The following is a 20,377-nucleotide window of genomic DNA, read 5'->3' on the forward strand; positions in this document are numbered from 1 at the left end:
ACCTACGCTGGCGCAACACTCACGCCCGCCACCCCGACGTACTGGCCGCCCAACGCCGCGAACGCGCCCGCATCCGCAGCGAGAAAGGCATCCGCTGGGGCGGCCGACCACTCACACCGGCAGCCTGAACCCCGCGCCCAACCCGGTGATCGTTTCCGGTCACAGCACTAGCGCCGAACCGGCCCCCGGCCTGACACCGGGGGCCGCGCGGCTCGCCACCGGGCCCGGCCTCAGGCTCGCCACCTGACGGCGGAGCCCGGGCCGGCATGGGGGCTAGGGCGTCGCCTCGGCCTTGGCCAGGAAGGCGGCGACCGTGGTCTCGACGCGCTCGGGGAACTCGCCGTTGACGGCGTGCGACGCCTCCGGCCAGAGCTCGACCGTGCCGTGCCGGAGCAGGCGGCGGGCCCGCGTGGCGGCCTCGCCTGGGTCGTGGATGATGCTGCGCCCCCCGATGATCACCAGGGTCGGCAGGCCGATCCCGGCGAGCTGCTCGTCGGCCGGGTAGCCGGGCCGCGGCAGGGCGCTGGTGAAGTCGCGCATGCCGGAGGTGATCAGCGCGGCGACGGGCTCGTCCTCGGAGGCGTCGGCGCCGCCGGAGATCCAGCTCAGCAGGCGCCGCCGGGCGGCCTGGGGCATGGGGAGCACCGATCCGAGTGACACGACGACGACCTTCCAGGTGATGGCGCCGAACGTGGCGGCCGGTTCGAGCAGCGTGAGCGAGCGGATCCCGGCGGGCCGGCGCGCGGCGAGGTTGACCGCCGCCCAGCCGCCGATCGACAGGCCCAGCACGTGCAGCTCCTTCTCGGGCAGGGCGTCGACGAGCGACGCGAGCCAGGCCGCCTGGTCGTCGGAGGAGGTCAGCGGGCGGGTCTGCACCGACAGGCCCGGCTCCCCGATGAGGTCGATCGCGTACACCGGGCGGTCTCTCGCCAGGCCGGCGAGGTTGGACGCCCACATGGGCGTGGCCGCCGTGCGGCCGGGGAGCAGCAACAGCGGCACCCCGCCGTCGGGCCCGAACCGGTAGGCGCGGACGGTGCCGAAGCCGGTCGGCACGTCCAGTGTCACGCTCGGCGCGGGCAGGGCCGCCATCGCCCGGTCGTAGGCCCGCCGGTAGCGGGCGTAGGCGGCGGCGTCGCGGAAGTGGCCGAGCCTGCCCGCCTTGAACGACGGCCCGATGTTCGGCGCGACGGTCTGCATGGTGACCCCTCTCGTTTATTGTACGATCGTATCGTAAAGTTTCGAGGAGGAGCCGATGCCCAAGCAGGTGGATCACGACGCGCGGCGTGAGGAGATCGCCAGGGCCGCGCTCCGGCTGTGCGTGCGTGAGGGCCTGGCCTCGGTGACCGTCGGACGCGTCGCGGCGGAAGCCGGGATCTCCAAGGGGCTGGTGCAGCACTACTTCGCCACCAAGGAGGCGCTGGTGCGGCTGGCCGCGGCCGTGCAGCGGCGTGACGTCGGGAGCGCCGTCGCGGCGGCCGTACGCCCCGGCGGCCCGCCCCGCGAGACGCTGCGCCAGGTCTTGGTGGCGGTGGTGAACCTCGGCGCCGAGCAGATCCTGGCGGGCCACGCGTTCCTGTCGTCCGCCGCCGCGGACCCGGAGATCCACCGGCTCTACCGGCAGGGGGCGGCCGAGCTGACCGCCGCCGTGGCGCGGCTCGTCGCCGAGAGCTGCGGCCCGGCCGTCGCGGCCGAGGCCGAGGCGCGCATCCTGCTCGGCGTGGCGGGCACGCTCGCCGACGCGCGCATGCTCGGCGAGCTCACCCCCGGCGAGGCTGCCGCCGTACTCGACCTGCAGCTCAGCCGCCTCACCGCCGGCCCGGCGAGCTGAGCCGGGAACTCACCCGCCGGTTCGGCGGGGCCGGCCGGAAGGCCGCGGACGCCGAAGAGCGGCCGCGCGTCGCGCGGCCGCTCTCTCAGGGGGCGGGTGGTACGGGTCCCGGCCCGGGGGTCACTTCGCCGGGCGGCCCAGGGCGCGGAGCTCGTCGACGGTCAGCGCCGAGACGTTCTGGTCCACCGGGTCGTCGGAGTACTGGTGGATGGCCCAGGACTTCCAGTCGGCGGGCGGCGTGACGGTGCCCTTGGCCTTGCCGTAGTTGGCGACCCAGAGCGGGTACGCGCCCAGCCCGGCGCCGTGCTCCTCGGCGAAGGACTGGCTGCTGTAGAACAGCGGCGTGACGCCGGTCTTGGCCTTCACGTGCGCCAGCCACTTCTTGGCCCAGGCGTTGACGTGCGCGGACGGCATGTCGTCGGTGACCTCGAGGTCGAGGGCGAGCAGGTCGCCGGCCTTCGCGGGCTGGCTGTCGACCGCCGCGAGGAAGAAGTCCGCCTCGGCGATGGGGTCGTTGGCGGGGTGCCCGAAGTGGTAGGCGCCGCGGACAAGCTTGTTCTTGTCCATTTCCTTCCAGTGGCGGGCGAAGGTCGGGTCCTTGAAGTCGACGCCCTCGGTGGCCTTCACGATGCCGAAGTCGGCGCCGCTGGCGGCCCAGTCGTGCGCGGGCTGGTAGTTGGAGACGTCCTGCCCGTAGGGGAGGTCGGCGGGGACGGCCATGGCGGGGCCGGCGATGCCCACGGCCGTCACGGCGGTGGCCATGGCCAGCAGCGCGCTCTTGCGGAACTTGCGCAGGTTGCTGGTGATGGTCATGCGGTATTTCCTCCTGGATGTGGACAGCATGCGTCCGCGTGGACACGCGGAGCTACTGCGGGACACCTCGACGGGGCGCGTGGGCCACTGCGGAAGAAGAGGTGCTGGATGATCGAGCCGCCGGGGTCGCTCGGTCACCGGGGACATCGCCGCGCGGAGCCGGACTCATGGGCGCTCAGGTGGTTACAACCACGAGGCTACCCCAAACATTCCCAAAAGCCCAGGTCAAGCCATAAGTGCCCCGGCAAACCCGGCCCCGTGGGGGTTTCAGGCCAGTGCCCGGCGGGGCAACAGGGCGAACGCGCCGAGGTAAAGGACGGCGGCCACGATGAGCAGCCCCTGATAACCGATGACGAGCGCGAGGTATTCCAGGCAGCCGCCCACCATGGCGCCCAGGAGGTTGGCGCCGAAGGAGGTGGTGGCGTCGGCGGAGTCGGCGAACCGCTTGGCGAACACCACGTTGGCCGCGAAGATCGGCAGGAACGCGACGGTCACGGCGACGACGGCGCGCAGCGGCAGCGGGAGCGACAGCAGCCACTGGTTGGGCACGAGCCAGGCGAGCACGAGCCCGCCGAGCAGCACCGCGTACATGACCGGCAGGGGCGGGGTGCGGAAGCGGCGGGTCACCTCGACGGCGGCGAGCACGGCGACGAGCACGCCGGCGAAGACGATGGCGTTGACCACCCAGGTGGTGCCGAACAGCAGCGCGAACCCGGTCACGCTCTTGGTCTCCAGCAGCAGGAACGCCACGCCGAGCAGGAACAGGTCGGCGTACGGGCGCATCCGGCGGTAGGGGCCGGCGACGAGGCGGACGGCGAGCAGGCTGACGATGAGGATGAGGCAGAGGGTGATGATGTAGATCGGCGGGATCGTCCGGTCCTTCAGGTAGAGGAAGGGCCGGTCGTCGTCGGCGGGCGGCGGGCTGGTGGCGGCGGCGCCGGGCCATTCGACGCCGCAGCGCTGGGCGGCGGGGGTGTCGCCGGCGGTGATGACGGCCTGCTGGCCGCGGATGCTGACCACGTCGACGCAGGGCTTGTGGCCGAAGGCGCTCTGCACGGTGCTGGCGAGCCGGTCGACGAGCCAGGTCTCACGGTAGAAGTTGTACATGGAGAAGGCGCCGCCGGGCTTGAGGTGCTCGCGGGCGGCCCGCATGGCCTCCACGGTGAACAGGTAGCTCTCCAGCCGCAGCGAGCTGGCCCCCGACACGAGCGTGAGGGAGTCGGGCAGCGCGAACAGGATGAGGTCGTACTTCTTGCTCGTGTGCTCCAGGAAGGCGCGCCCGTCGGTGACGTGGGTGGTGACGCGCGGGTCGGAGTAGGGGCGGTCGGGGTGCACGGAGCCGCCGAGCTCGCGCAGCTTGGGGTCGATCTCGACGGCGTCGACGTGCTTGGCGCCCTTGAGCAGCGCGATGGCGACGTCGGTGCCGCTGCCCGCGCCCACGATGAGCACGTCGTCGGGCGCGGCGGCGGCCCGCTGGTAGGGCAGCCCGTACTGGCCCTCCCACTGCAGGCGGGCGGCGGCGGGCGAGGCGAGCTGGTGCGGGATGCCGTTGACGGCGATGTCGGTGGCGGGGACGCCGAGCACCTGCATCGCCCGGGTGGTGACCTTGTAGTAGGGCGACCAGATGGCGCCGGCGGTGAGCGTCTCGGCGAGCAGCAGGCCGACGACGGCCAGCGCGGGGACGACGACGAGGGCCGTGTAGGTCAGGCGGGGGCGGGGCACGAGCAGGATCGCGTAGCAGACGGCGGCGATCAGGCCCCAGAACACCGGCGGCGCGCTGAGGAACGACAGCGCGGTGAACGCGGCGATGCCGGTGAGGCTGCCGATCAGGTCGTAGCGGTAGGCCTCCAGCCGGGGCAGCTCGGGGAAGCAGCGGCCGACCAGCTCGGCGGGGCCCATGAGGATGACGGCGGCGGCGCAGAAGATGACCGGGAGGATGGCCCAGGCGGGCGGGCCGGTGGTGCCGAGGCTGGTCCAGTAGAGGACGCCCTCGGTCTGCCGGTCGACGGTGACCGGGAAGGTGAGGACGACGAGCACCAGGCCGAACAGCACGAGCGGCGAGTAGTAGGGCTGGCGGCGGGAGCGGCCGACGCGCAGGAAGCCCAGGCCGATGCCGAGGAACGAGCCGAGCAGCACGAAGTTGGTGAAGTAGCTCAGGTGGACGATGTTGGAGCCGGTCCACCGGATCAGGGCCAGCTCCAGGAAGAGCATGAAGGCGCTGGCGAGGACGAGCCTCGGGCGCACCGCCAGCCAGTGGTCGCTGGTGCCGCCGCCGTCGACCGCCTTCTGCGCCTGGAGCGTCATGCTGACTCACGGTAGTGAACGATCGTCCCGGACGGAAGCCTGAAAGGCCGAGAACAATCTTCGTGTACTAAGCGGCTTTTACGGCGTTTTAGCAGGTCAAGTCACGGTGGACGTGGCGCGGCGGATGCAGGAATGTGGAAAGGTTCGCTTCGTCAGACCCCCCGGTGGTGACTCTCATGCGTGTGCTCATCCAGCTTCGCCCCTCACCCGATCTGGTCGCGGCCGTCGCCGATCCCGGCCGGCGCGCCACGACCGCCGACGTCGCCGACGGCCTGCCCGGTGTCGAGCTCGACACCGAGTTCACCCCTGTGGCGCTGCCCCGGCCCGTGCCCGCCACGGGCGGCGACCCGCTCTCGCTCAACCAGCCGCTGCGCTTCTCGCTGGCCGCCGAGGACGCCTCGGTGCTGGTGCGCGGCACGATCTCCGACGACGAGCGCGCCACCCGGATGGCGCTGCTGCCCACGCTGCGGCCCGACGTCGTCGGGGTGTTCGCCGACCCGGTCATCGAGTCCTCGCCGCTGTGCGGCGGCGACCGCCCCTCCGGCACCTGGCACGACGTGGAGCGGCTGCTCAACGTGCCGAGCCTGCACGCCGAGGGCCTCGACGGCTCGAACGTGCCCCTGGCCGTTCTCGACACGGGCATCAACCTCGCCCACCTCACCCGGCGGCTCGGCCGCCCGGTCGCGCTCGACGCCGAGCGGAGCTGGCGCCCGGCCGGGGTGCCCGACAGGCCGGGCGAGTCGGAGGTCGACCACGGCACCATGTGCGCGTTCGACGCGCTCCTCGGGGCGCCCCAGGCGCGGCTGCTCGACCTCCCGCTGCTGCGCTCCACCCGGCCGGGCGGCTCGGCGCTCGACGGGCTGCTGTCCGACGCGGTGGCGGCGTTCGCGCACCTGCGCACGGTGATCGACGCGCAGCCCGCCGGGTCCAAGGCGCTGGTGGTGAACAACTCGTGGGGGTCGTTCTCCCCCGAGTGGGACTTCCCCGTGGGGCATCCGGGCAACTACTCCGACAACGGGGCGCATCCGTTCAACCTGATGATCGCGAGCCTCGACGCGGCGGGCGCCGACGTGGTGTTCGCGGCGGGCAACTGCGGGCGCGAGTGCCCCGACAGCCGCTGCGCCTACACCGAGCGGCCGATCTCGGGCGGCAACTCCCACCCGAAGGCGCTGTCGGTCGGCGGCGTCGACGTCAACGGCGTCCGGGTCGGCTACTCCTCCCAGGGGCCGGGGCGGCTGACCGCGCGCAAGCCCGACGTGTGCGCCTACACGCACTTCGACGGGTCCGGCGCGTTCGGCGACGGCACCCCCGACTCGGGCACGTCGGCGGCGGCGCCGGTGGCCGCGGGCCTGGTCGCGGCGGTGCGCACCCTGTGGCCCGCCACCCGGCTGTCGCCGTCGCAGCTGCGCGCGCTGCTGCGGCGCACCGCCGAGGACCGCAGCGAGGTGGGGTTCGACTACGGCTACGGCTACGGGATCGTCGACCCGGCGGGCGTGCTCGCCTCGCTGCGCCGCCGGGCCAGGAGCGCGGCCTGATCCCCCGTCAGGCGGCCCGTTCGCCGAAGACCCGGGTGCCCACCAGCAGGCCGATCGCGGCGAACGCGACCGCCACGGCCACGCCGGTGACCACCGTGGCGGAGGCGTAGCGGCCGGCGAACAGCTCGCGCAGGGCCTCCAGCACGTAACGGAACGGGCTGGCGTGCGACAGGGCGTCCAGCCAGCCCGGCGCCATCGACATGGGCAGGAACGAGCCCGACAGCAGCACGAGCGGCACCACGGCCGTGCTCATCACGGGCGCGAACAGGTGCTCGTCCATCGTGAGCGCGATCGCGTACGACAGCGCGGCCAGCCCCGTCCCGAGCACGACGACGAGCGCGAGGCCCGCCGCCAGCCCGGCGAGCGGGGCGCGCATGCCGAAGGCGTAGCCGGCGGCGACCAGCAGCAGCGTCTGCGCGACGAGCGTGACCGCGTTGCCGAGCACCCGGCCGAGCAGCAGCGACAGCCGGCTCGCCGGGGTGACGCGCAGCCGCTCCAGCACGCCCGAGCGCCTGTCGAAGACCACGCCGAAGCCGGCCAGGCCGGTGCTCGTCAGCCCGAGCTGCACGATCAGCCCGGGGACGAGCGTCTCCCAGGTGCCGATCGTGACGAAGATCGGCCCGAACAGCAGGAGGAACAGCAGCGGCTGGACGGCGCCGAACAGCACCCCGGCCTTCTGCCGCAGGCTCGCCCGCACGCTGTGGCGGAACAGGATCCAGGTGTCGCGCATCAGACGCCCGCCTCCTCGGTCAGCGGCCTGCCGGTGACGTCCAGGAACACCTCGTCCAGCGTGCGCCCGCCGGTCTTGAGCGCGGCCGGGGCGCCCTCGGCGACGACGCGGCCGTGGTCCATGATCAGCAGCCGGTCGCAGAGGGCGTCGGCCTCGTCGAGGTAGTGGGTGGTGAGGAAGACCGTGACGCCGCGCTCGGCGCGCAGCGTGCGGACGTGGTCCCACAGCGCGGCCCGGCTGCGCGGGTCGAGCCCGGTCGTCGGCTCGTCCAGGAACAGCAGCACGGGCCGGTGCGCCAGCGCGAACGCGATGTCGAAGCGGCGCCGCTGCCCGCCGGACAGCGCGCCGCCCGGCCTGTCCTCCAGCCCGGTCAGGCCGAGCAGCGCCAGCGACTCGGCGGTGCCGGCCGCCGCCTCGGCCCGGCTGAGCCCGTACAGCATGGCCTGGAGCAGCAGCTCCTCGCGCAGGGGGGCGGCGGGGTCGACGCCGCCGGTCTGCGAGACGTAGCCGACGCGGCGGCGCACCTCGCGCGGGTCGGCCAGCAGGTCGTGGCCGGCCACGACGGCGGTGCCCGAGGTGGGCCTGAGCAGAGTGGTGAGCATGCGCATGGCCGTGGTCTTGCCGGCGCCGTTGGGGCCGAGGAAGCCGACGATCTCGCCGGGTTCCACGGACATGGTCAGGTCGGCGACGGCTGTCGCGCCGCCGTCGAAGGTCTTCGTCAGACCGGTCGTGTTGATCACTTCATCGCCTCCAAAATTAGAGTAACCACAAATTTAGAGTCACTGCAATTTGGGTACGATGGCGGCATGGGGTTGCGGGAGCGGAAGAAGCGCGAGACCCGGCAGCGCATCGCGGACGTGGCGATGGGGCTGTTCGCGGCGCGCGGGTTCGACAGCGTGACCGTGGCCGAGGTGGCGCGGGCCGCCGACGTGTCGGTCAACACGGTGTTCAACTACTTCCCGGCCAAGGAGGACCTGTTCCTCGACCGGCGCGACTGGACCGAGGGCAGGCCGGAGGAGGTCGCGCGGCGGCGCGAGCCGGGCGAGAGCGTGGTGCGGGCGTTCCGGCGCGACGTGCTCGACGCGATCGCCACGCGGAGCTGGCGCTACGGCTTCAACGAGGGGGCCGAGGTGTTCGACGCGCTGGTGCGCGCCAGCCCGTCGCTGCTGGCCCGCATCCGCGAGATCCAGGACGAGCGCGAGGAGGCGCTGGCGGCGGCGCTCGATCGCGACGGGGACGACGTCACGCCGCGGGTGGTCGCCGCGCAGATCCTCGGCGCGACCCGCGCGCTGTCCGGCTACGCGGTGCGGCGGATGGCCGCCGGTGAGCCGTGGAGCGTGATCGAGCCCGCGCTGAAGGAGCAGACCGAGCGGGCGTTCGACCTGCTGGAGCGGGGCCTGGGCGGTTAGAGGGAGCTGGAGACGCCGCCGAGCAGCGCCATGCCGCCGAAGAAGACGAACATGATGGCGTAGAGGCCGACGACCGCCAGCATGAGGCAGGTGCTGACGATCCCGCAGATGCGGCCCGCCTGGATCATGCCGCGGTTCTCGTAGACGTAGCCGCTGGAGTCGATCTCACGCAGCGCCTTGGTGCCCATGTTCCAGGCGAACGGGCCGAGGATCGCGCAGACCACCAGGCTCAGGATGCCGAGCACCAGGATCGTGGTGCCGTTGGGATGGGTCTGCGGGGGCGGGCCGTAATAGGAAGGGCCGTAGTTGGGATAGGACATCGGCGCTCCCCCGTCGGCTGGCGAATAGGCAGGATTTATACCACAGAGCGAGACGGCGCCGCAGGTGATCAAGCTAGACTCCGCGCATGATCAAGGCCCTCTCCCAGAAGCTTGCGGGCTCCGCCTGGTTCTCCCAGGCCGGGCCGCGGCTGATGCGCGCGTTCGACCCGGTGGCGCGCAGGCTCGCGGGCAGCCGCATGACCGAGCGCGGGCGCATCCCCGCCCTGCTGCTGACCACGACCGGGGCCAAGTCGGGGCTGCCGCGCGCCGTCCCGCTGGCCTGCCTGCCGGAGCCCGGCGGCGCGCTGCTGGTCGTCGGCAGCAACTTCGGCGGCCCCCGCCATCCGGCGTGGACGGCCAACCTGCTGGCCCGGCCGCAGGCCACGGTCCGCTTCGGCGGGCGCGAGTTCCCGGTCACCGCGTCGCTGCTGACCGGCGCGGAGCGGGCGGAGGCGTGGCCGCGGCTGGTCGCCCACCAGGCCGTGTACGCGCGCTACACCGAGCGGTCGGGGCGGGAGTTGCGGGTGTTCCGGTTGATTCCTACGCATTGATCGTTTTGCGGGAAGATGGGCGGGACCGCCGCCGTCCCCCGAGGAGCAGCACCCCGTGCGTGAACGCACCCGCGCCGTCCTGGCGCACCGGCGTTTCCAGCGCTTCATCGTCGCCGTCATCCTGATCAACGCGGCCACGCTCGGTCTGGAGACGGTGCCGTCCGTCGTGGCGGGGTACGGCGGCCTGCTCACCGCCGTCGACCACGTGGCGCTCTACATCTTCGTGGCGGAGCTCGCGGCCAAGGTGTACGTCGAGCGCGCGGACTTCCCGCGCGACCCGTGGAACATCTTCGACACCGTGATCGTCGCCATCGCGCTCGCGCCCGCCACCGGCGGCCTGTCGGTGCTGCGCTCGCTGCGCATCCTGCGCGCGCTGCGCCTGCTGTCGGTCGTGCCCAGCCTGCGGCGGGTCGTCTCGGCCCTGCTGCGCGCCATGCCCGGGATGAGCTCGATCGTGCTGCTGCTCTCCCTCGTCCTGTACGTGGCCGCCGTCCTGGCCACCAAGCTGTACGGGAACACCGCGCCGGAACGGTTCGGCACGCTGCCCACGTCGCTGTTCACGCTCTTCCAGACGATGACGGGCGACGACTGGGGCAACATCGCCCGGGAGGTGATGACCCGTCACCCCACGGCGTGGATCTTCTTCACCATCTTCATCCTGGTCTGCACGTTCGTGGTGCTCAACCTGTTCATGGCGGTCGTGGTGAGCGCCATGGACGAGGAGTCGGCCGCCGAGCTGGCCGAGCTGGAGGACGTCTCGGCGGCCTCCACGCAGCGCATCCTGGACGAGCTGACGGCGCTGCGCCAGGAGGTGGCCGAGCTGCGCGGCCGGCTCACGCCGGACCGCGGCTAGGCCGGCCCGGCGCGGCAGGCGCGTCAGCGGGAGTAGAACTCGACGACGAGCTGCTCGTCGACCGGGACGGCGATCTGCTCGCGTTCGGGGCGGGAGACCAGCGTGAACGTGAGGTTCGCCAGGTCCGCCGACAGGTAGGCGGCGGTCCGCTCGTCGGCGTGCACGCCCTCGGCGGCGGCGACGAACGGCTGCATCCGGCGCGAGCGCTCGCGCACCGAGACGACCTGGCCCGGCTTGACCAGGTAGCTGGGGATGTCGACCTTGCGGCCGTCGACGGCGATGTGGCCGTGCGCGATGTACTGGCGGGCGGCGTAGATCGACGGCGCGAGCCCGGACCGCAGCACGAGCGAGGCCAGCCGGGTCTCCAGGATCGTGACCAGCTCGGCGCCCGAGGCGCCCGGCTTGCGGACGGCCAGATCCCAGTAGCGGCGCAGCTGCCGCTCCGACACGTCGTAGTACCAGCGCAGCTTCTGCTTCTCCATCAGCCGCAGCCCGTAGTCGCCGCTGCCGCGGCGGTTGGTCTTGCGGCCGTGCTCGCCCGGCGGGTAGGGGCGCTGCTCGAAGTAGCGGACGGCTTTCCTGGTCAGCGGCACGCCCGCACGACGTGACAGTCGCACCTTGGGACCGGTGTAGCGCACGTTCACCTCAATGTGGTTAGGTAGTCCTTACTTAGGTGAGCCTAACCTACTATTCAGTGTGATCTCAAGGAGGCGTCATGCTCCCGATCCCGGAGCGGATCCGCACCCTCGCCGCGACCGCCAGCGTCGCCCGGCTGTCCGTCGACGGCGCCCCCTCCCCCGCCCGCGGCGGCGTGGACGAGCGTGGCCGCCCGGTGCTCCTGGTCCGCCCCGGCGAGGCGCTGCACGGGCTGCGCGACGACGCCGTGGTGGCCGTGAACCTGACCTCGATGCGCCGCCTGGGCGACGTCGAGCACCCGCGCGGCCTGCTGGAGGTGCAGGGATGGGCGCAGCCGGTGCCCGAGCGCGAGGCCCGCGCGGCGGCGGTCGCGGTGGCGGCCGCCGACCCGGACGAGGCCCTGTTCGACGCCCTTGAGCAGTACGGCAGGCCCGGCGCGCCCCGGCTGCTGCGGCTGGACGTGGGACAGGTCGTCTACCTGACGGGCCAGGAGTCGGGCGTGCTCGACGCCGACGAGTACCTGGACGCCCGGCCGGACCCGCTGGCGGAGACGGCCGAGCGGGTGCTCGCGCACGTCAACGCCTGCCACCGGCCGCAGCTCGCCAGTGGCGTGTCACGGCAGCTCGGCGAGCCGGCCGGCGATGTGTGGCTGTGGGAGCTCGACGCCTTCGGCGCCACCGTACGGGCCGACGGGGCGCTCATCCGCTTCCCCTGGCCCGCCCCGGCGTCCGGCGTCCGCGCCCTGGAGACGGCGCTGAACGGGCTGCTGTGCGCCTGCTGATCGAGTGCGTACTTGATCACGATTGTCACGTACGGGCACTGCCGGCCCCCAGGCGTGACTATCATCTGCCCCTGTGGGACAGACGGAACGGCGCGGGCGAGCCCTGCAGATCGCCGCGGCGCTGACCGGGACGGTCATGGTCGCGCTCGCGGGCGTCCTGGCGGGCGGCGGGCTGACCGGCGCCTCGCTCACCCAGGCGGGCATGCCCGACCTCGGCGGCGACGTCCCGGCGCACCGGAGCGGGATGCTCGTGTCGGTGCCCACGCGGGTCCCGGCGGCGCAGCCGACGCGGCGCGCCCCGGCCGGCAGCACGCCGCCCCACGCCCGCGTGGCGGCCACGCCCGCCTCGCCCGACGCCGGCCCCACCGAGCGGGTCCCGGCGCGGGTGCGCCGCTCCGGCGAGCCGACCCGGCGGCCGTCCGCCCGCCCCACGGCCGTGGCCCCGGCGCCGGACCGCTCCGGGCCGGTCACCGAGGCCGACCGCTCCGGCTTCCCGGCGGCCCAGCCGCCGACCGGCGTCACGACCCCGCGGCCCGGCCGCCGCACCCGCACGCCCGCTGCCCCGCAGCCGCCCCAGGACCGCGGCGACATGCGGTTGCGCGGTCACCGCTAGCGTGCCGCCCAGGACACGCCGGCCGGGGTCGCGCCGTCAGCGGACCGCGAGGCTCTCGTCGACCGCTTCCGGCGACAGGACGTGGTCGAGGACCATCACCGCGCAGCCGCTGATGCCGGCGCTCGCGCCGAGGCGGCTGGGCTCGATGCGCAGCCGCCGGGTGGCCAGCGCGGTGGAGCGGCGGTAGACGACCTCGCGGATGCTCGACACGAGCGGCCCGAACGCCTCGGCCATGTCGCCGCCGAGCACCACGACCGACGGGTTGAGGATGTTGACCGCCCCGGCGAGCACCTCGCCGATGCGCCGCCCGGCCTCGCGCACGATGGCCATCGTCTCGGCGTCCCCGGCCCGGACCAGGGCCGTGACGTCGGCGATGGCCTTGACGTCCTTCCCCGCCTCGCGCAGCTCGCGCAGCAGCGCGGTGCCGCTGGCGACCGAGTCGACGCAGTCGATGTTGCCGCACCGGCACAGCACGCCGCCGCCGTCGCGGACCGGGATGTGGCCGATCTCGCCGGCGGCGCCGAGCGCGCCGCGCAGGATGCCGCCGCCCGCGATGACGCCGGCGCCGATACGGGTGGAGATCTTGACGAACATGAGATCGCCGAGCTCGGGGTAGACGCCCCGGTGCTCGCCGATGGCCAGCACGTTCACGTCGTTGTCGACCAGCACCGGGACCGGGAAGCGGGCCCGTACCAGGGGCGGGATGACCACGCCCGTCCACGACGCCATGACCCGCGCGCTCTCGGTGCGGCCCTGGGCGAACTCGACGGTGGCGGGCATGCCCATGCCGACGCCCCGGACGCACTCGCGCGGCCGGTCGCCGAGCAGGTCGTCCCAGGTGTCCATGACCAGCGGCAGGACCACGTCGGGGCCCTGCTCGACGTCGATGGCGAAGTCCTGCCCGGCCAGCTCGCGGCCGGCCAGGTCGCAGACGGCGACGCGGGTGCGGCTCGCGCCGAGCGCGGCCGCCAGCACGACGCCGCCGGAGGCGTTGAACTCCAGCCGCACGGGCGGCCGCCCGCCGGTGGAGGGGGCGTCGGTGCGCTCGACGACCAGGCCGCGTTCGAGCAGCTCGCCGACGCGGAGCTGCACCGCGGGCCGGGACAGGCCGGTCACCCGGCCGAGGTCGGCCCGGGTGACGGCCTCACCGGTGCGGATGAGGCGCAGCACCTCGCCACTCGTGGCGAGGCTAGCGGCGGTACGTCGTGCCATCGGCCAAGTGAACCACAGAGCCTTGTGTCATGAAAAGTCACGACTTTTTCATCTCGAATACCAAAACTACGGTTGTGCACGACCCAAACTCTGGCTAGTGTCCGTTCTGTCCATTGCTTGGTAGATCATCGGAGTTCTCCTCGTGTCCCCCCTTGCGTCCTCCCCGGCCTCTTCTGCCTCCCACACGGCCGATCTCGTCGTGTTCGGCGGCACCGGCGACCTGTCCACGCGCAAGCTGCTGCCCGCGCTCTACCACAGCGACCGGGACGGCCGGCTCTCCCCCGAGACCCGCATCATCGCCCTGTCCCGGGGCGGGCTGACCGACGCCGACTTCCGCGGCAAGGTGGACGCCGAGGTACGTGACCAGGTGCCGGCCGACGACGACGCCGGATGGCAGCGCTTTCTCGGCCGCTTGCACCACCTGACGGTCGACGTGGGCGGTGACGACCGGTCCGGCTGGGCCGCGCTGGGCGCCATGCTGGCCGGGTTCGAGGGCCGTGACCGGGTGTTCTACCTGGCCAGCCCGCCGATGACGTTCGGCCCCTTCTGCCGGGCGCTGGAGCGCGAGGGCCTGGTCACGCCGCAGTCGCGGGTGGTGCTGGAGAAGCCGCTGGGCCGCGACCTGCCGAGCGCGCAGCGGATCAACGACGAGGTCGGCGCGATCTTCGACGAGCGGCAGATCTACCGCATCGACCACTACCTGGGCAAGGAGACCGTGCAGAACCTGCTCGTGCTCCGCTTCGCCAACGCCTTCCTGGAGCCGATCTGGAACTCGCTGTGGATCGACCACGTCCAGATCACGGCCGCCGAGACCGTCGGCACGCCGGGCCGGCGCGGCTACTACGACCAGGCCGGCGCGCTGCGTGACATGGTGCAGAACCACCTGCTGCAGCTCCTGACGCTGACCGCGATGGAGCCGCCCGCCCGCAACGACCGCGAGGCGATCCGCGACGAGAAGGTCAAGGTGCTGCAGTCGCTGCGCCCGATCGCGGGCACCGAGGTCGACCGCTTCACCGTGCGCGGCCAGTACACCGAGGCCGCCGGCATGCCCGGCTACCTGGACGAGCCCGGCTCCACCCCGCCCACCGAGGCGTCGGCCCGGGTCGAGACGTTCACCGCGATCCGCGCCGAGGTGAAGAACTGGCGCTGGGCCGGGGTGCCGTTCTACCTGCGCACCGGCAAGCGGATGCCGCAGCGGCGCTCGGAGATCGTGGTGCAGTTCAAGGACGTGCCGCACTCCATCTTCCCCGGCGGCACGCCGAACCGGCTGGTGCTGCGGCTGCAGCCGGAGGAGGGCATCGAGCTGCACATCATGGCCAAGGAGCCCGGCGCGGGCGAGGTCATGCTGAAGCCGGTGCCGCTCAGCCTCAGCTTCGGCAAGACGTTCACCGCGCGCGTGCCCGAGGCGTACGAGCGGCTGCTCACCGACGTGCTGGCCGGCAACCCGACGCTGTTCATGCGCCGGGACGAGGTGGAGGCCGCCTGGCGCTTCATCGACCCGATCCTGCAGGCGTGGGAGGCGTCCGCCGCCCTGCCCGAGCCCTACCCCGCCGGGTCCACCGGACCCGCGGGCGCCCACGAACTGCTCGGCCGCAGCGGTCGCGCCTGGCACGAGGAGGAAGCGTGAACACCGTCATCCAGGAGATCACCGACCGGATAGCGGCGCGGAGCGCCCGCAGCCGCGCCACGTACCTCGAGCGCATCCGCCGCGACGGCGAGGCCGCCCGCGCCAAGGGCCCGGCCCGCGCCCACCTGGGATGCGCGAACCTGGCGCACGGCTTCGCCGCCGCGCCCGCCGAGGACAAGCCCGCCCTGATGGGCTCGGCCAAGCCCGGCGTCGCGATCGTGACGAGCTACAACGACATGCTGTCGGCTCACCAGCCGTACGAGACGTACCCGCAGGAGCTGAAGGCGGCGGTGCGCCGGGCGGGCGGCGTGGCGCAGGTGGCGGGCGGCGTGCCGGCCATGTGCGACGGCATCACGCAGGGCCGCGCCGGCATGGAGCTGTCGCTCTACAGCCGTGACGTGATCGCCATGTCGACGGCGATCGCGCTGTCGCACGACATGTTCGACTCGACGCTGCTGCTGGGCGTCTGCGACAAGATCGTGCCGGGCCTGTTCATCGGCGCGCTGCACTTCGGCCACCTGCCGGCGATCTTCGTGCCGGCCGGGCCGATGACCTCCGGGCTGCCGAACAAGGCCAAGGCGCGCACCCGCCAGCTGTTCGCCGAGGGCAAGGTGGGCCGGGTGGAGCTGCTGGAGTCGGAGTCGAAGTCCTACCACTCCCCCGGCACCTGCACCTTCTACGGCACCGCGAACTCCAACCAGGCGCTGATGGAGGTCATGGGCCTGCACCTGCCCGGCTCGACGTTCGTCAACCCGCACACCGAGCTGCGCCACGCGCTGACGGAGGCGGCGGGCCGCCGCGCCGTGGAAATCACCGCGCACGGCTCGGAGTACACGCCGATCGGCGAGCTCGTCGACGAGAAGGCCGTGGTGAACGCCTGCGTCGCGCTGCTGGCCACCGGCGGCTCCACCAACCACACGATGCACCTGGTGGCCATGGCCGCCGCCGCGGGCATCGTGCTGACCTGGGACGACCTGGCCGACCTGTCGAAGGTGGTGCCGTCGCTGACCAAGGTCTACCCCAACGGCCAGGCGGACGTGAACCACTTCCGCGACGCGGGCGGCATGCAGGTGCTCATCGGCGAGCTGCTGGACGCGGGCCTGCTGCACGCCGACGTGCTGACCGTGGCCGGGCCCGGCCTGGACCGCTACCGCTCGGCGCCCGCGCTGGAGGACGGCGAGCTGGTCTGGTCGGAGCTGACCGAGAGCACCGACCTGGACGTGCTGCGGCCGGTGTCGGCGCCGTTCTCCTCCGACGGCGGCATCCACATGGTCTGCGGCAACCTGGGCAGGGCCGTGAGCAAGGTGTCGGCGGTCAAGCTCGAGCACCTGGTGATCGAGGCGCCCGCCAAGGTCTTCGACGACCAGCTCGACCTGCTGCGCGCCTTCGAGGCGGGCGAGCTGGACGGGCAGGACTTCGTCGCCGTCATCCGCTACCAGGGGCCGAGCGCCAACGGCATGCCGGAGCTGCACAAGCTGACGCCGCCGATGGCGGTGCTGCTGGACCGGGGGCAGCGGGTGGCGATCGTCACCGACGGCCGCATGTCGGGCGCGTCCGGCAAGGTGCCGGCGGCGATCCACCTGTCGCCGGAGGCGGCGGACGGCGGGCCGATCGCGCTGGTGCGCGACGGCGACGTCATCCGGCTCGACTCGGCTGCGGGCACGCTGGAGCTGCTGGTCCCGGCCGAGGAGCTGGCGCGGCGGACGCCCGGCGGACGCCCGCTGAGCGACGCGCAGTGGGTCGGCACCGGCCGCGAGCTGTTCGCCGCGTTCCGGCGCATGGCCGGGCACGCCGAGCAGGGCGCGGGCATCTTCGGCGTCAGCGGCGCCGAGTCCCCCGACCACGGCCCCGGCCTGGGCTTCCCGGCCGGGTCCGGCAACTCGCACCTGGAGTCCGGCGTGGCGACGTGGCCCGCGGTGGCCGGCCGGTGAAGGCGTTCGACCTGCCCTGGCTGGTCGCCGACATCGGCGGGACCAACGCCAGGTTCGGCCTGGTGACCGAGGTGGGCGCGCCGCCGTCGCGGGTCGCCGTGCTGCCCGGGTCCGCGTACGCCACGCTGCCCGAGGCCGTGGACGCCTATCTCGCCGGGCACGGCGAGGGCCTGCGGCCGGGGGCGGCGTGCCTGGCCGTGGCGGGCCCGATCGACGGGGACCGCTACCGGCTGACGAACTCGCCGTGGGCCGGTTCCGTACGCGATCTGGGGGTGCCGTTCGCGGCGCTGCTCAACGACTTCGAGGCGCTGGCCGTGTCGCTGCCCCACCTGGGCGGCGCCGACCTGGTGCCGCTCGGCGGGCCGGAGCCGGCGCACGGGGTCAAGGCGGTGCTCGGCCCGGGGACGGGCCTGGGCGTCGGCGCCCTCGTGCCGTCCGGCGACCGGTGGATCCCGCTGCCGGGCGAGGGCGGGCACGTGACGGTGCCGGTGTCCGGCGAGCGGGAGCTGGAGATCGTCCGCGTGCTGCGCGCCGAGGGGCTGGAGCAGGTGGTCGCCGAGCACGTGCTGTCGGGGCCCGGCCTGGTCCGGCTGCACCGGGCGCTGGCCCGGGTGAACGGGGTGCCCGCCGTGGAGGCGACGGCGTCCGGGATCGTGGCGCGGCTCGACGACCCGCTGTGCGCGGAGACGGTCGAGGTGTTCTGCGGGATGCTGGGCAGCTTCGCCGCCAACACGGCGCTGACGCTCGGCGCCCGGGGCGGGGTCTATCTGGGCGGCGGAGTGCTGCCCCGTATCGTGGAACGGGTGTGCGCCAGCAGCTTCCGCGCCCGGTTCACGACGAATCCCGACATGTCCACATATCTGGAAGCCATCGCGACCACGCTCATCGTCGCGCCGCAACCGGCGCTGACCGGCGCGGCCGCCTGGCTCGCCCAGCGCGCCGCCGTCGACCTGGCCGCGTGAACGACAGGCCCGCGTGCGGGCCGTGAGCCCGGGGCCGCCGCCCCGGGGAGGGGAAACCAATCCAATGAGCCTGCTCGATCTCGCCCCCGTGATCCCCGTCGTGGTGATCGACGACGCGGACACGGCCGTGCCGATGGCCCGGGCGCTCGTCGCCGGCGGCCTGCCGGTCATCGAGGTGACGCTGCGTACGGCTCCCGCGCTGGAGGCCATCGCCCGGATCGCCGCCGAGGTGCCCGAGGCCCGCGTCGGCGCCGGCACGATCCGCACGTCCGACGACATCGCGGCGTCGCTGGAGGCCGGGGCGAAGTTCCTGGTCTCGCCCGGCACGACGCTCACTCTGGTGGAGGCCCTGGACGCCAGCGGCCTGCCGTACCTGCCTGGCGCGGCCACCGCCACCGAGGCGATGGCGCTGGCCGAGCGCGGCCTCAAGGAGCTGAAGTTCTTCCCGGCCGAGGCCGCGGGCGGCGTGCCGTACCTGAAGTCGCTGGCCGGGCCGCTGCCGGACGTCCGGTTCTGCCCGACGGGCGGCATCCAGCCGTCGACCGCCGCCGCCTACCTGGCGCTGCCGAACGTCGGCTGCGTCGGCGGCAGCTGGCTCACCCCGGCCGACGCCCTCGCCTCGGGTGACTGGGCGCGCATCGAGAAGCTCGCCTCCGAGGCCGCGGCCCTGCGATAACGGGCCCCGTTTCCTGTCGGTGGCGGCTGGGAGTATCGCGGTCATGACCCGACTCATGACCGCGATCACCGGCTACTGGGACGCCGCCGCCGGGGCGTTCGACGACGAGCCCGACCACGGCCTGCGCGCCGGCCGCACGCGGGCGGCCTGGGACCGGCTGCTGCGCGCCTGGACGCCCGCCGCGCCGGGAGGCGTCCTCGGCGTGCTGGACGTGGGCTGCGGAACCGGCTCGCTGTCGGCCCTGCTGGCGGCGGCCGGGCACCGGGTGACCGGCGTGGACGTGGCGCCGCGGATGGTCGAGCTGGCCCGCGCCAAGCTGGCCGCCGCCGGGCTCACCGGCCGGTTCCTGGTGGGCGACGCGGCGTCGCCGCCGACCGGCGACGAGCGCTTCGACCTGGTGCTCTGCCGCCATCTGGTGTGGACGCTGCCCGACCCGCACGCGGCGCTGCGCGCCTGGGCCGGCCGGCTGCGGCCGGGCGGGCGGCTGCTCCTGATCGAGGGCCGCTGGGGTGGCGGTGGCGATTACGTGGGCGGCGCCGAGGCACTCCCGTGGAACGGCGGGGTCACCGCCGCCGACCTGGCCGCCGCCGTACGACCGCTGGCCGGCGACGTGCACGTGGAGCCGCTCAGCGGTGACCCCGACCTGTGGGGCGGACCGGTGGACGACGAGCGCTATGCCCTCGTCGCCGACATCCGGGGCGACGACGGAGACGGCGTGTGAGAGGGCCGGGCGGGTCATAATGTCCGGGTGGCCCTGGAAACAGCCGCCCTCGGGCTGGGCAAGGCGGTCGGCACCCGCGCTCTGCACACCTGGCTCACCTCCCGGGCCGGCGCCGAGAGCCGGGGCAAGGACCTGGTCGAGCTCATGCGGTCGCGCTTCCCCGACCAGCTCGTCCGCCGCAAGGCCGAGCGCCAGATCGAGGACGTCGCCGACGCGGTGACCGCCCGGGTGCTCAAGGTGTGCGCGCACGAGTTCGCGGGGCTGGGCGACGACGACCGCGTGGTCGTGCTCGCCGAGGCCACCGCCACCCTGGCCCGTACTCGGGCGCCTGACCGTCTACGTCTGCTCGACCACTACGGCATCCAGCGTCCCCAGCCGTAGGTCCGCTGCCTGCGAGAGAAGCCCCCGATGCGTCGGGGGCTTCTGCTGTGCCGTGCCACGCGACCTGGCTACGATCACCGATCGGACCGGGGGTCCTTCCTTGCCTCACTGATGCGGCCACGTCGCCGTCGTACGACCCGGCCATGGCTCCATCTCACTACTGCGGGCGGCTTCCCTCCCCGACCTGATCCGACCGCCTCTCCCTCTCCCCGATCCGGCAAGGCCGTTCCGCGGGCAGCCGGCCAACAGGGCGGCGCGCTGCGGAGCCGCGCCCAGAGAGAGCGGAGCGAGGGCCTTTGCGGGGTCGGGCGGGGCCCGCTGAGGGGGAACGGCCGGGCGGCGGTGAGGCACTTCGGCGCGGGGAAGGGCCCGAGCCTGGCGGAGGAGGCCGCAGCCCCGGCGAGGTGGGCGTTTCCGTGTACGCGCAGATCATCGAGCTGGGGGTGCCGCGCCCGCCCGGCAGCCGGTGATACCGAGGCCGCCGCACCGCCACC

21 protein-coding genes and 1 pseudogene are annotated in these 20,377 nt (G+C 73.5%); 14 read left to right on the plus strand and 8 right to left on the minus strand.

The window, feature by feature from the left end:
* Positions 1-128 (plus strand): annotated as a pseudogene (locus tag ACWDXC_RS21995) (IS630 family transposase); the annotation flags it as partial.
* A gap of 145 nt (positions 129-273) precedes the next feature.
* Here ACWDXC_RS21995 and ACWDXC_RS22000 read toward each other — a convergent pair.
* On the minus strand, positions 274-1,197 hold the full coding sequence (locus tag ACWDXC_RS22000; RefSeq protein WP_449984798.1) for an alpha/beta fold hydrolase: 924 nt from the start codon (positions 1,195-1,197) through the stop codon (positions 274-276).
* A 55-nt stretch (positions 1,198-1,252) separates the two neighbouring features.
* On the opposite strand from ACWDXC_RS22000, the gene ACWDXC_RS22005 reads away from it, so the two are divergent.
* Positions 1,253-1,828: a TetR/AcrR family transcriptional regulator gene (locus tag ACWDXC_RS22005; RefSeq protein WP_449984800.1), complete on the plus strand. Its 576-nt coding sequence runs from the start codon at positions 1,253-1,255 to the stop codon at positions 1,826-1,828.
* Positions 1,829-1,948: 120 nt separating this feature from the next.
* Here the strand turns inward: ACWDXC_RS22005 and ACWDXC_RS22010 are convergent, their stop codons facing one another.
* On the minus strand, positions 1,949-2,641 hold the full coding sequence (locus ACWDXC_RS22010; protein ID WP_449984803.1) for a glycoside hydrolase family 25 protein: 693 nt from the start codon (positions 2,639-2,641) through the stop codon (positions 1,949-1,951).
* Between the two features lie 267 nt (positions 2,642-2,908).
* A complete protein-coding gene (locus ACWDXC_RS22015; RefSeq protein ID WP_449984805.1) occupies positions 2,909-4,945 on the minus strand; it encodes a spermidine synthase in 2,037 nt (678 codons plus the stop codon).
* 176 nt (positions 4,946-5,121) lie between these two features.
* Here ACWDXC_RS22015 and ACWDXC_RS22020 point away from each other — a divergent pair, with 176 nt between their 5' ends.
* Entirely contained in the window at positions 5,122-6,480 is a 1,359-nt protein-coding gene (locus ACWDXC_RS22020; RefSeq protein WP_364179800.1) for a S8 family serine peptidase, read from the plus strand.
* 7 nt (positions 6,481-6,487) lie between these two features.
* On the opposite strand, the gene ACWDXC_RS22025 is transcribed toward ACWDXC_RS22020, so the two are convergent.
* Together ACWDXC_RS22025 and ACWDXC_RS22030 are read right to left on the minus strand one after the other, a co-directional pair.
* The gene (locus ACWDXC_RS22025; protein WP_219517298.1) at positions 6,488-7,210 is read right to left on the minus strand and encodes an ABC transporter permease; all 723 of its coding nucleotides are present in this window, start codon (positions 7,208-7,210) and stop codon (positions 6,488-6,490) included.
* Entirely contained in the window at positions 7,210-7,950 is a 741-nt protein-coding gene (locus ACWDXC_RS22030) for an ABC transporter ATP-binding protein (RefSeq protein WP_449984810.1), read from the minus strand. Before ACWDXC_RS22030 ends, ACWDXC_RS22025 begins: the two co-directional genes overlap by 1 nt.
* A 66-nt stretch (positions 7,951-8,016) precedes the next feature.
* On the opposite strand from ACWDXC_RS22030, the gene ACWDXC_RS22035 reads away from it, so the two are divergent.
* Positions 8,017-8,619 carry a TetR/AcrR family transcriptional regulator gene (locus ACWDXC_RS22035; RefSeq protein WP_219517300.1) on the plus strand — a complete coding sequence of 201 codons (603 nt, stop codon included), beginning with the start codon at positions 8,017-8,019 and terminating at the stop codon, positions 8,617-8,619.
* Here ACWDXC_RS22035 and ACWDXC_RS22040 read toward each other — a convergent pair.
* Positions 8,616-8,939: a DUF4190 domain-containing protein gene (locus ACWDXC_RS22040; RefSeq protein ID WP_219517301.1), complete on the minus strand. Its 324-nt coding sequence runs from the start codon at positions 8,937-8,939 to the stop codon at positions 8,616-8,618. The genes ACWDXC_RS22035 and ACWDXC_RS22040 overlap by 4 nt on opposite strands.
* 86 nt (positions 8,940-9,025) lie before the next feature.
* On the opposite strand from ACWDXC_RS22040, the gene ACWDXC_RS22045 reads away from it, so the two are divergent.
* Both ACWDXC_RS22045 and ACWDXC_RS22050 read left to right on the plus strand, forming a co-directional pair.
* Positions 9,026-9,490: a nitroreductase family deazaflavin-dependent oxidoreductase gene (locus ACWDXC_RS22045; protein WP_449984813.1), complete on the plus strand. Its 465-nt coding sequence runs from the start codon at positions 9,026-9,028 to the stop codon at positions 9,488-9,490.
* Between the two features lie 55 nt (positions 9,491-9,545).
* Entirely contained in the window at positions 9,546-10,343 is a 798-nt protein-coding gene (locus tag ACWDXC_RS22050; protein ID WP_219517303.1) for an ion transporter, read from the plus strand.
* 23 nt (positions 10,344-10,366) lie between these two features.
* Here the strand turns inward: ACWDXC_RS22050 and rpsD are convergent, their stop codons facing one another.
* Positions 10,367-10,981 (minus strand): 30S ribosomal protein S4, encoded by a 615-nt coding sequence (gene rpsD / locus ACWDXC_RS22055; protein WP_449985801.1) that lies wholly within the window; start codon positions 10,979-10,981, stop codon positions 10,367-10,369.
* Between the two features lie 77 nt (positions 10,982-11,058).
* On the opposite strand from rpsD, the gene ACWDXC_RS22060 reads away from it, so the two are divergent.
* The gene (locus ACWDXC_RS22060; RefSeq protein ID WP_364179812.1) at positions 11,059-11,760 is read left to right on the plus strand and encodes a DUF2470 domain-containing protein; all 702 of its coding nucleotides are present in this window, start codon (positions 11,059-11,061) and stop codon (positions 11,758-11,760) included.
* Positions 11,761-11,833: 73 nt separating this feature from the next.
* Positions 11,834-12,373, plus strand: coding sequence for a hypothetical protein (locus tag ACWDXC_RS22065; RefSeq protein WP_449984816.1), 540 nt, complete (start codon positions 11,834-11,836; stop codon positions 12,371-12,373).
* Between the two features lie 36 nt (positions 12,374-12,409).
* Here ACWDXC_RS22065 and ACWDXC_RS22070 read toward each other — a convergent pair whose 3' ends face one another.
* A complete protein-coding gene (locus ACWDXC_RS22070) occupies positions 12,410-13,585 on the minus strand; it encodes an ROK family transcriptional regulator (RefSeq protein WP_364179816.1) in 1,176 nt (391 codons plus the stop codon).
* Positions 13,586-13,727: 142 nt separating this feature from the next.
* On the opposite strand from ACWDXC_RS22070, the gene zwf reads away from it, so the two are divergent.
* The 6 genes from zwf (at position 13,728) to ACWDXC_RS22100 (ending at position 19,883) form a co-directional block, all read left to right on the plus strand.
* Positions 13,728-15,212: a glucose-6-phosphate dehydrogenase gene (gene zwf / locus ACWDXC_RS22075; protein ID WP_449984819.1), complete on the plus strand. Its 1,485-nt coding sequence runs from the start codon at positions 13,728-13,730 to the stop codon at positions 15,210-15,212.
* Complete coding sequence (edd, locus tag ACWDXC_RS22080; protein WP_449984821.1) at positions 15,209-17,143, plus strand: phosphogluconate dehydratase; 1,935 nt, start codon at positions 15,209-15,211, stop codon at positions 17,141-17,143. Before zwf ends, edd begins: the two co-directional genes overlap by 4 nt.
* On the plus strand, positions 17,140-18,105 hold the full coding sequence (glk, locus tag ACWDXC_RS22085) for a glucokinase (RefSeq protein WP_449984824.1): 966 nt from the start codon (positions 17,140-17,142) through the stop codon (positions 18,103-18,105). The genes edd and glk overlap by 4 nt, the downstream gene beginning before the upstream one ends.
* 64 nt (positions 18,106-18,169) lie before the next feature.
* Entirely contained in the window at positions 18,170-18,781 is a 612-nt protein-coding gene (gene eda, locus ACWDXC_RS22090) for a bifunctional 4-hydroxy-2-oxoglutarate aldolase/2-dehydro-3-deoxy-phosphogluconate aldolase (protein ID WP_375073448.1), read from the plus strand.
* 43 nt (positions 18,782-18,824) lie between these two features.
* On the plus strand, positions 18,825-19,502 hold the full coding sequence (locus ACWDXC_RS22095) for a class I SAM-dependent methyltransferase (RefSeq protein WP_449984828.1): 678 nt from the start codon (positions 18,825-18,827) through the stop codon (positions 19,500-19,502).
* 27 nt (positions 19,503-19,529) lie between these two features.
* Positions 19,530-19,883, plus strand: a complete 354-nt coding sequence (locus ACWDXC_RS22100; protein WP_449984831.1) for an NACHT N-terminal Helical domain 1-containing protein — start codon at positions 19,530-19,532, stop codon at positions 19,881-19,883.
* Positions 19,884-20,377: the final 494 nt, after the last annotated feature.

This window comes from Nonomuraea sp. NPDC003214 (assembly GCF_053590035.1).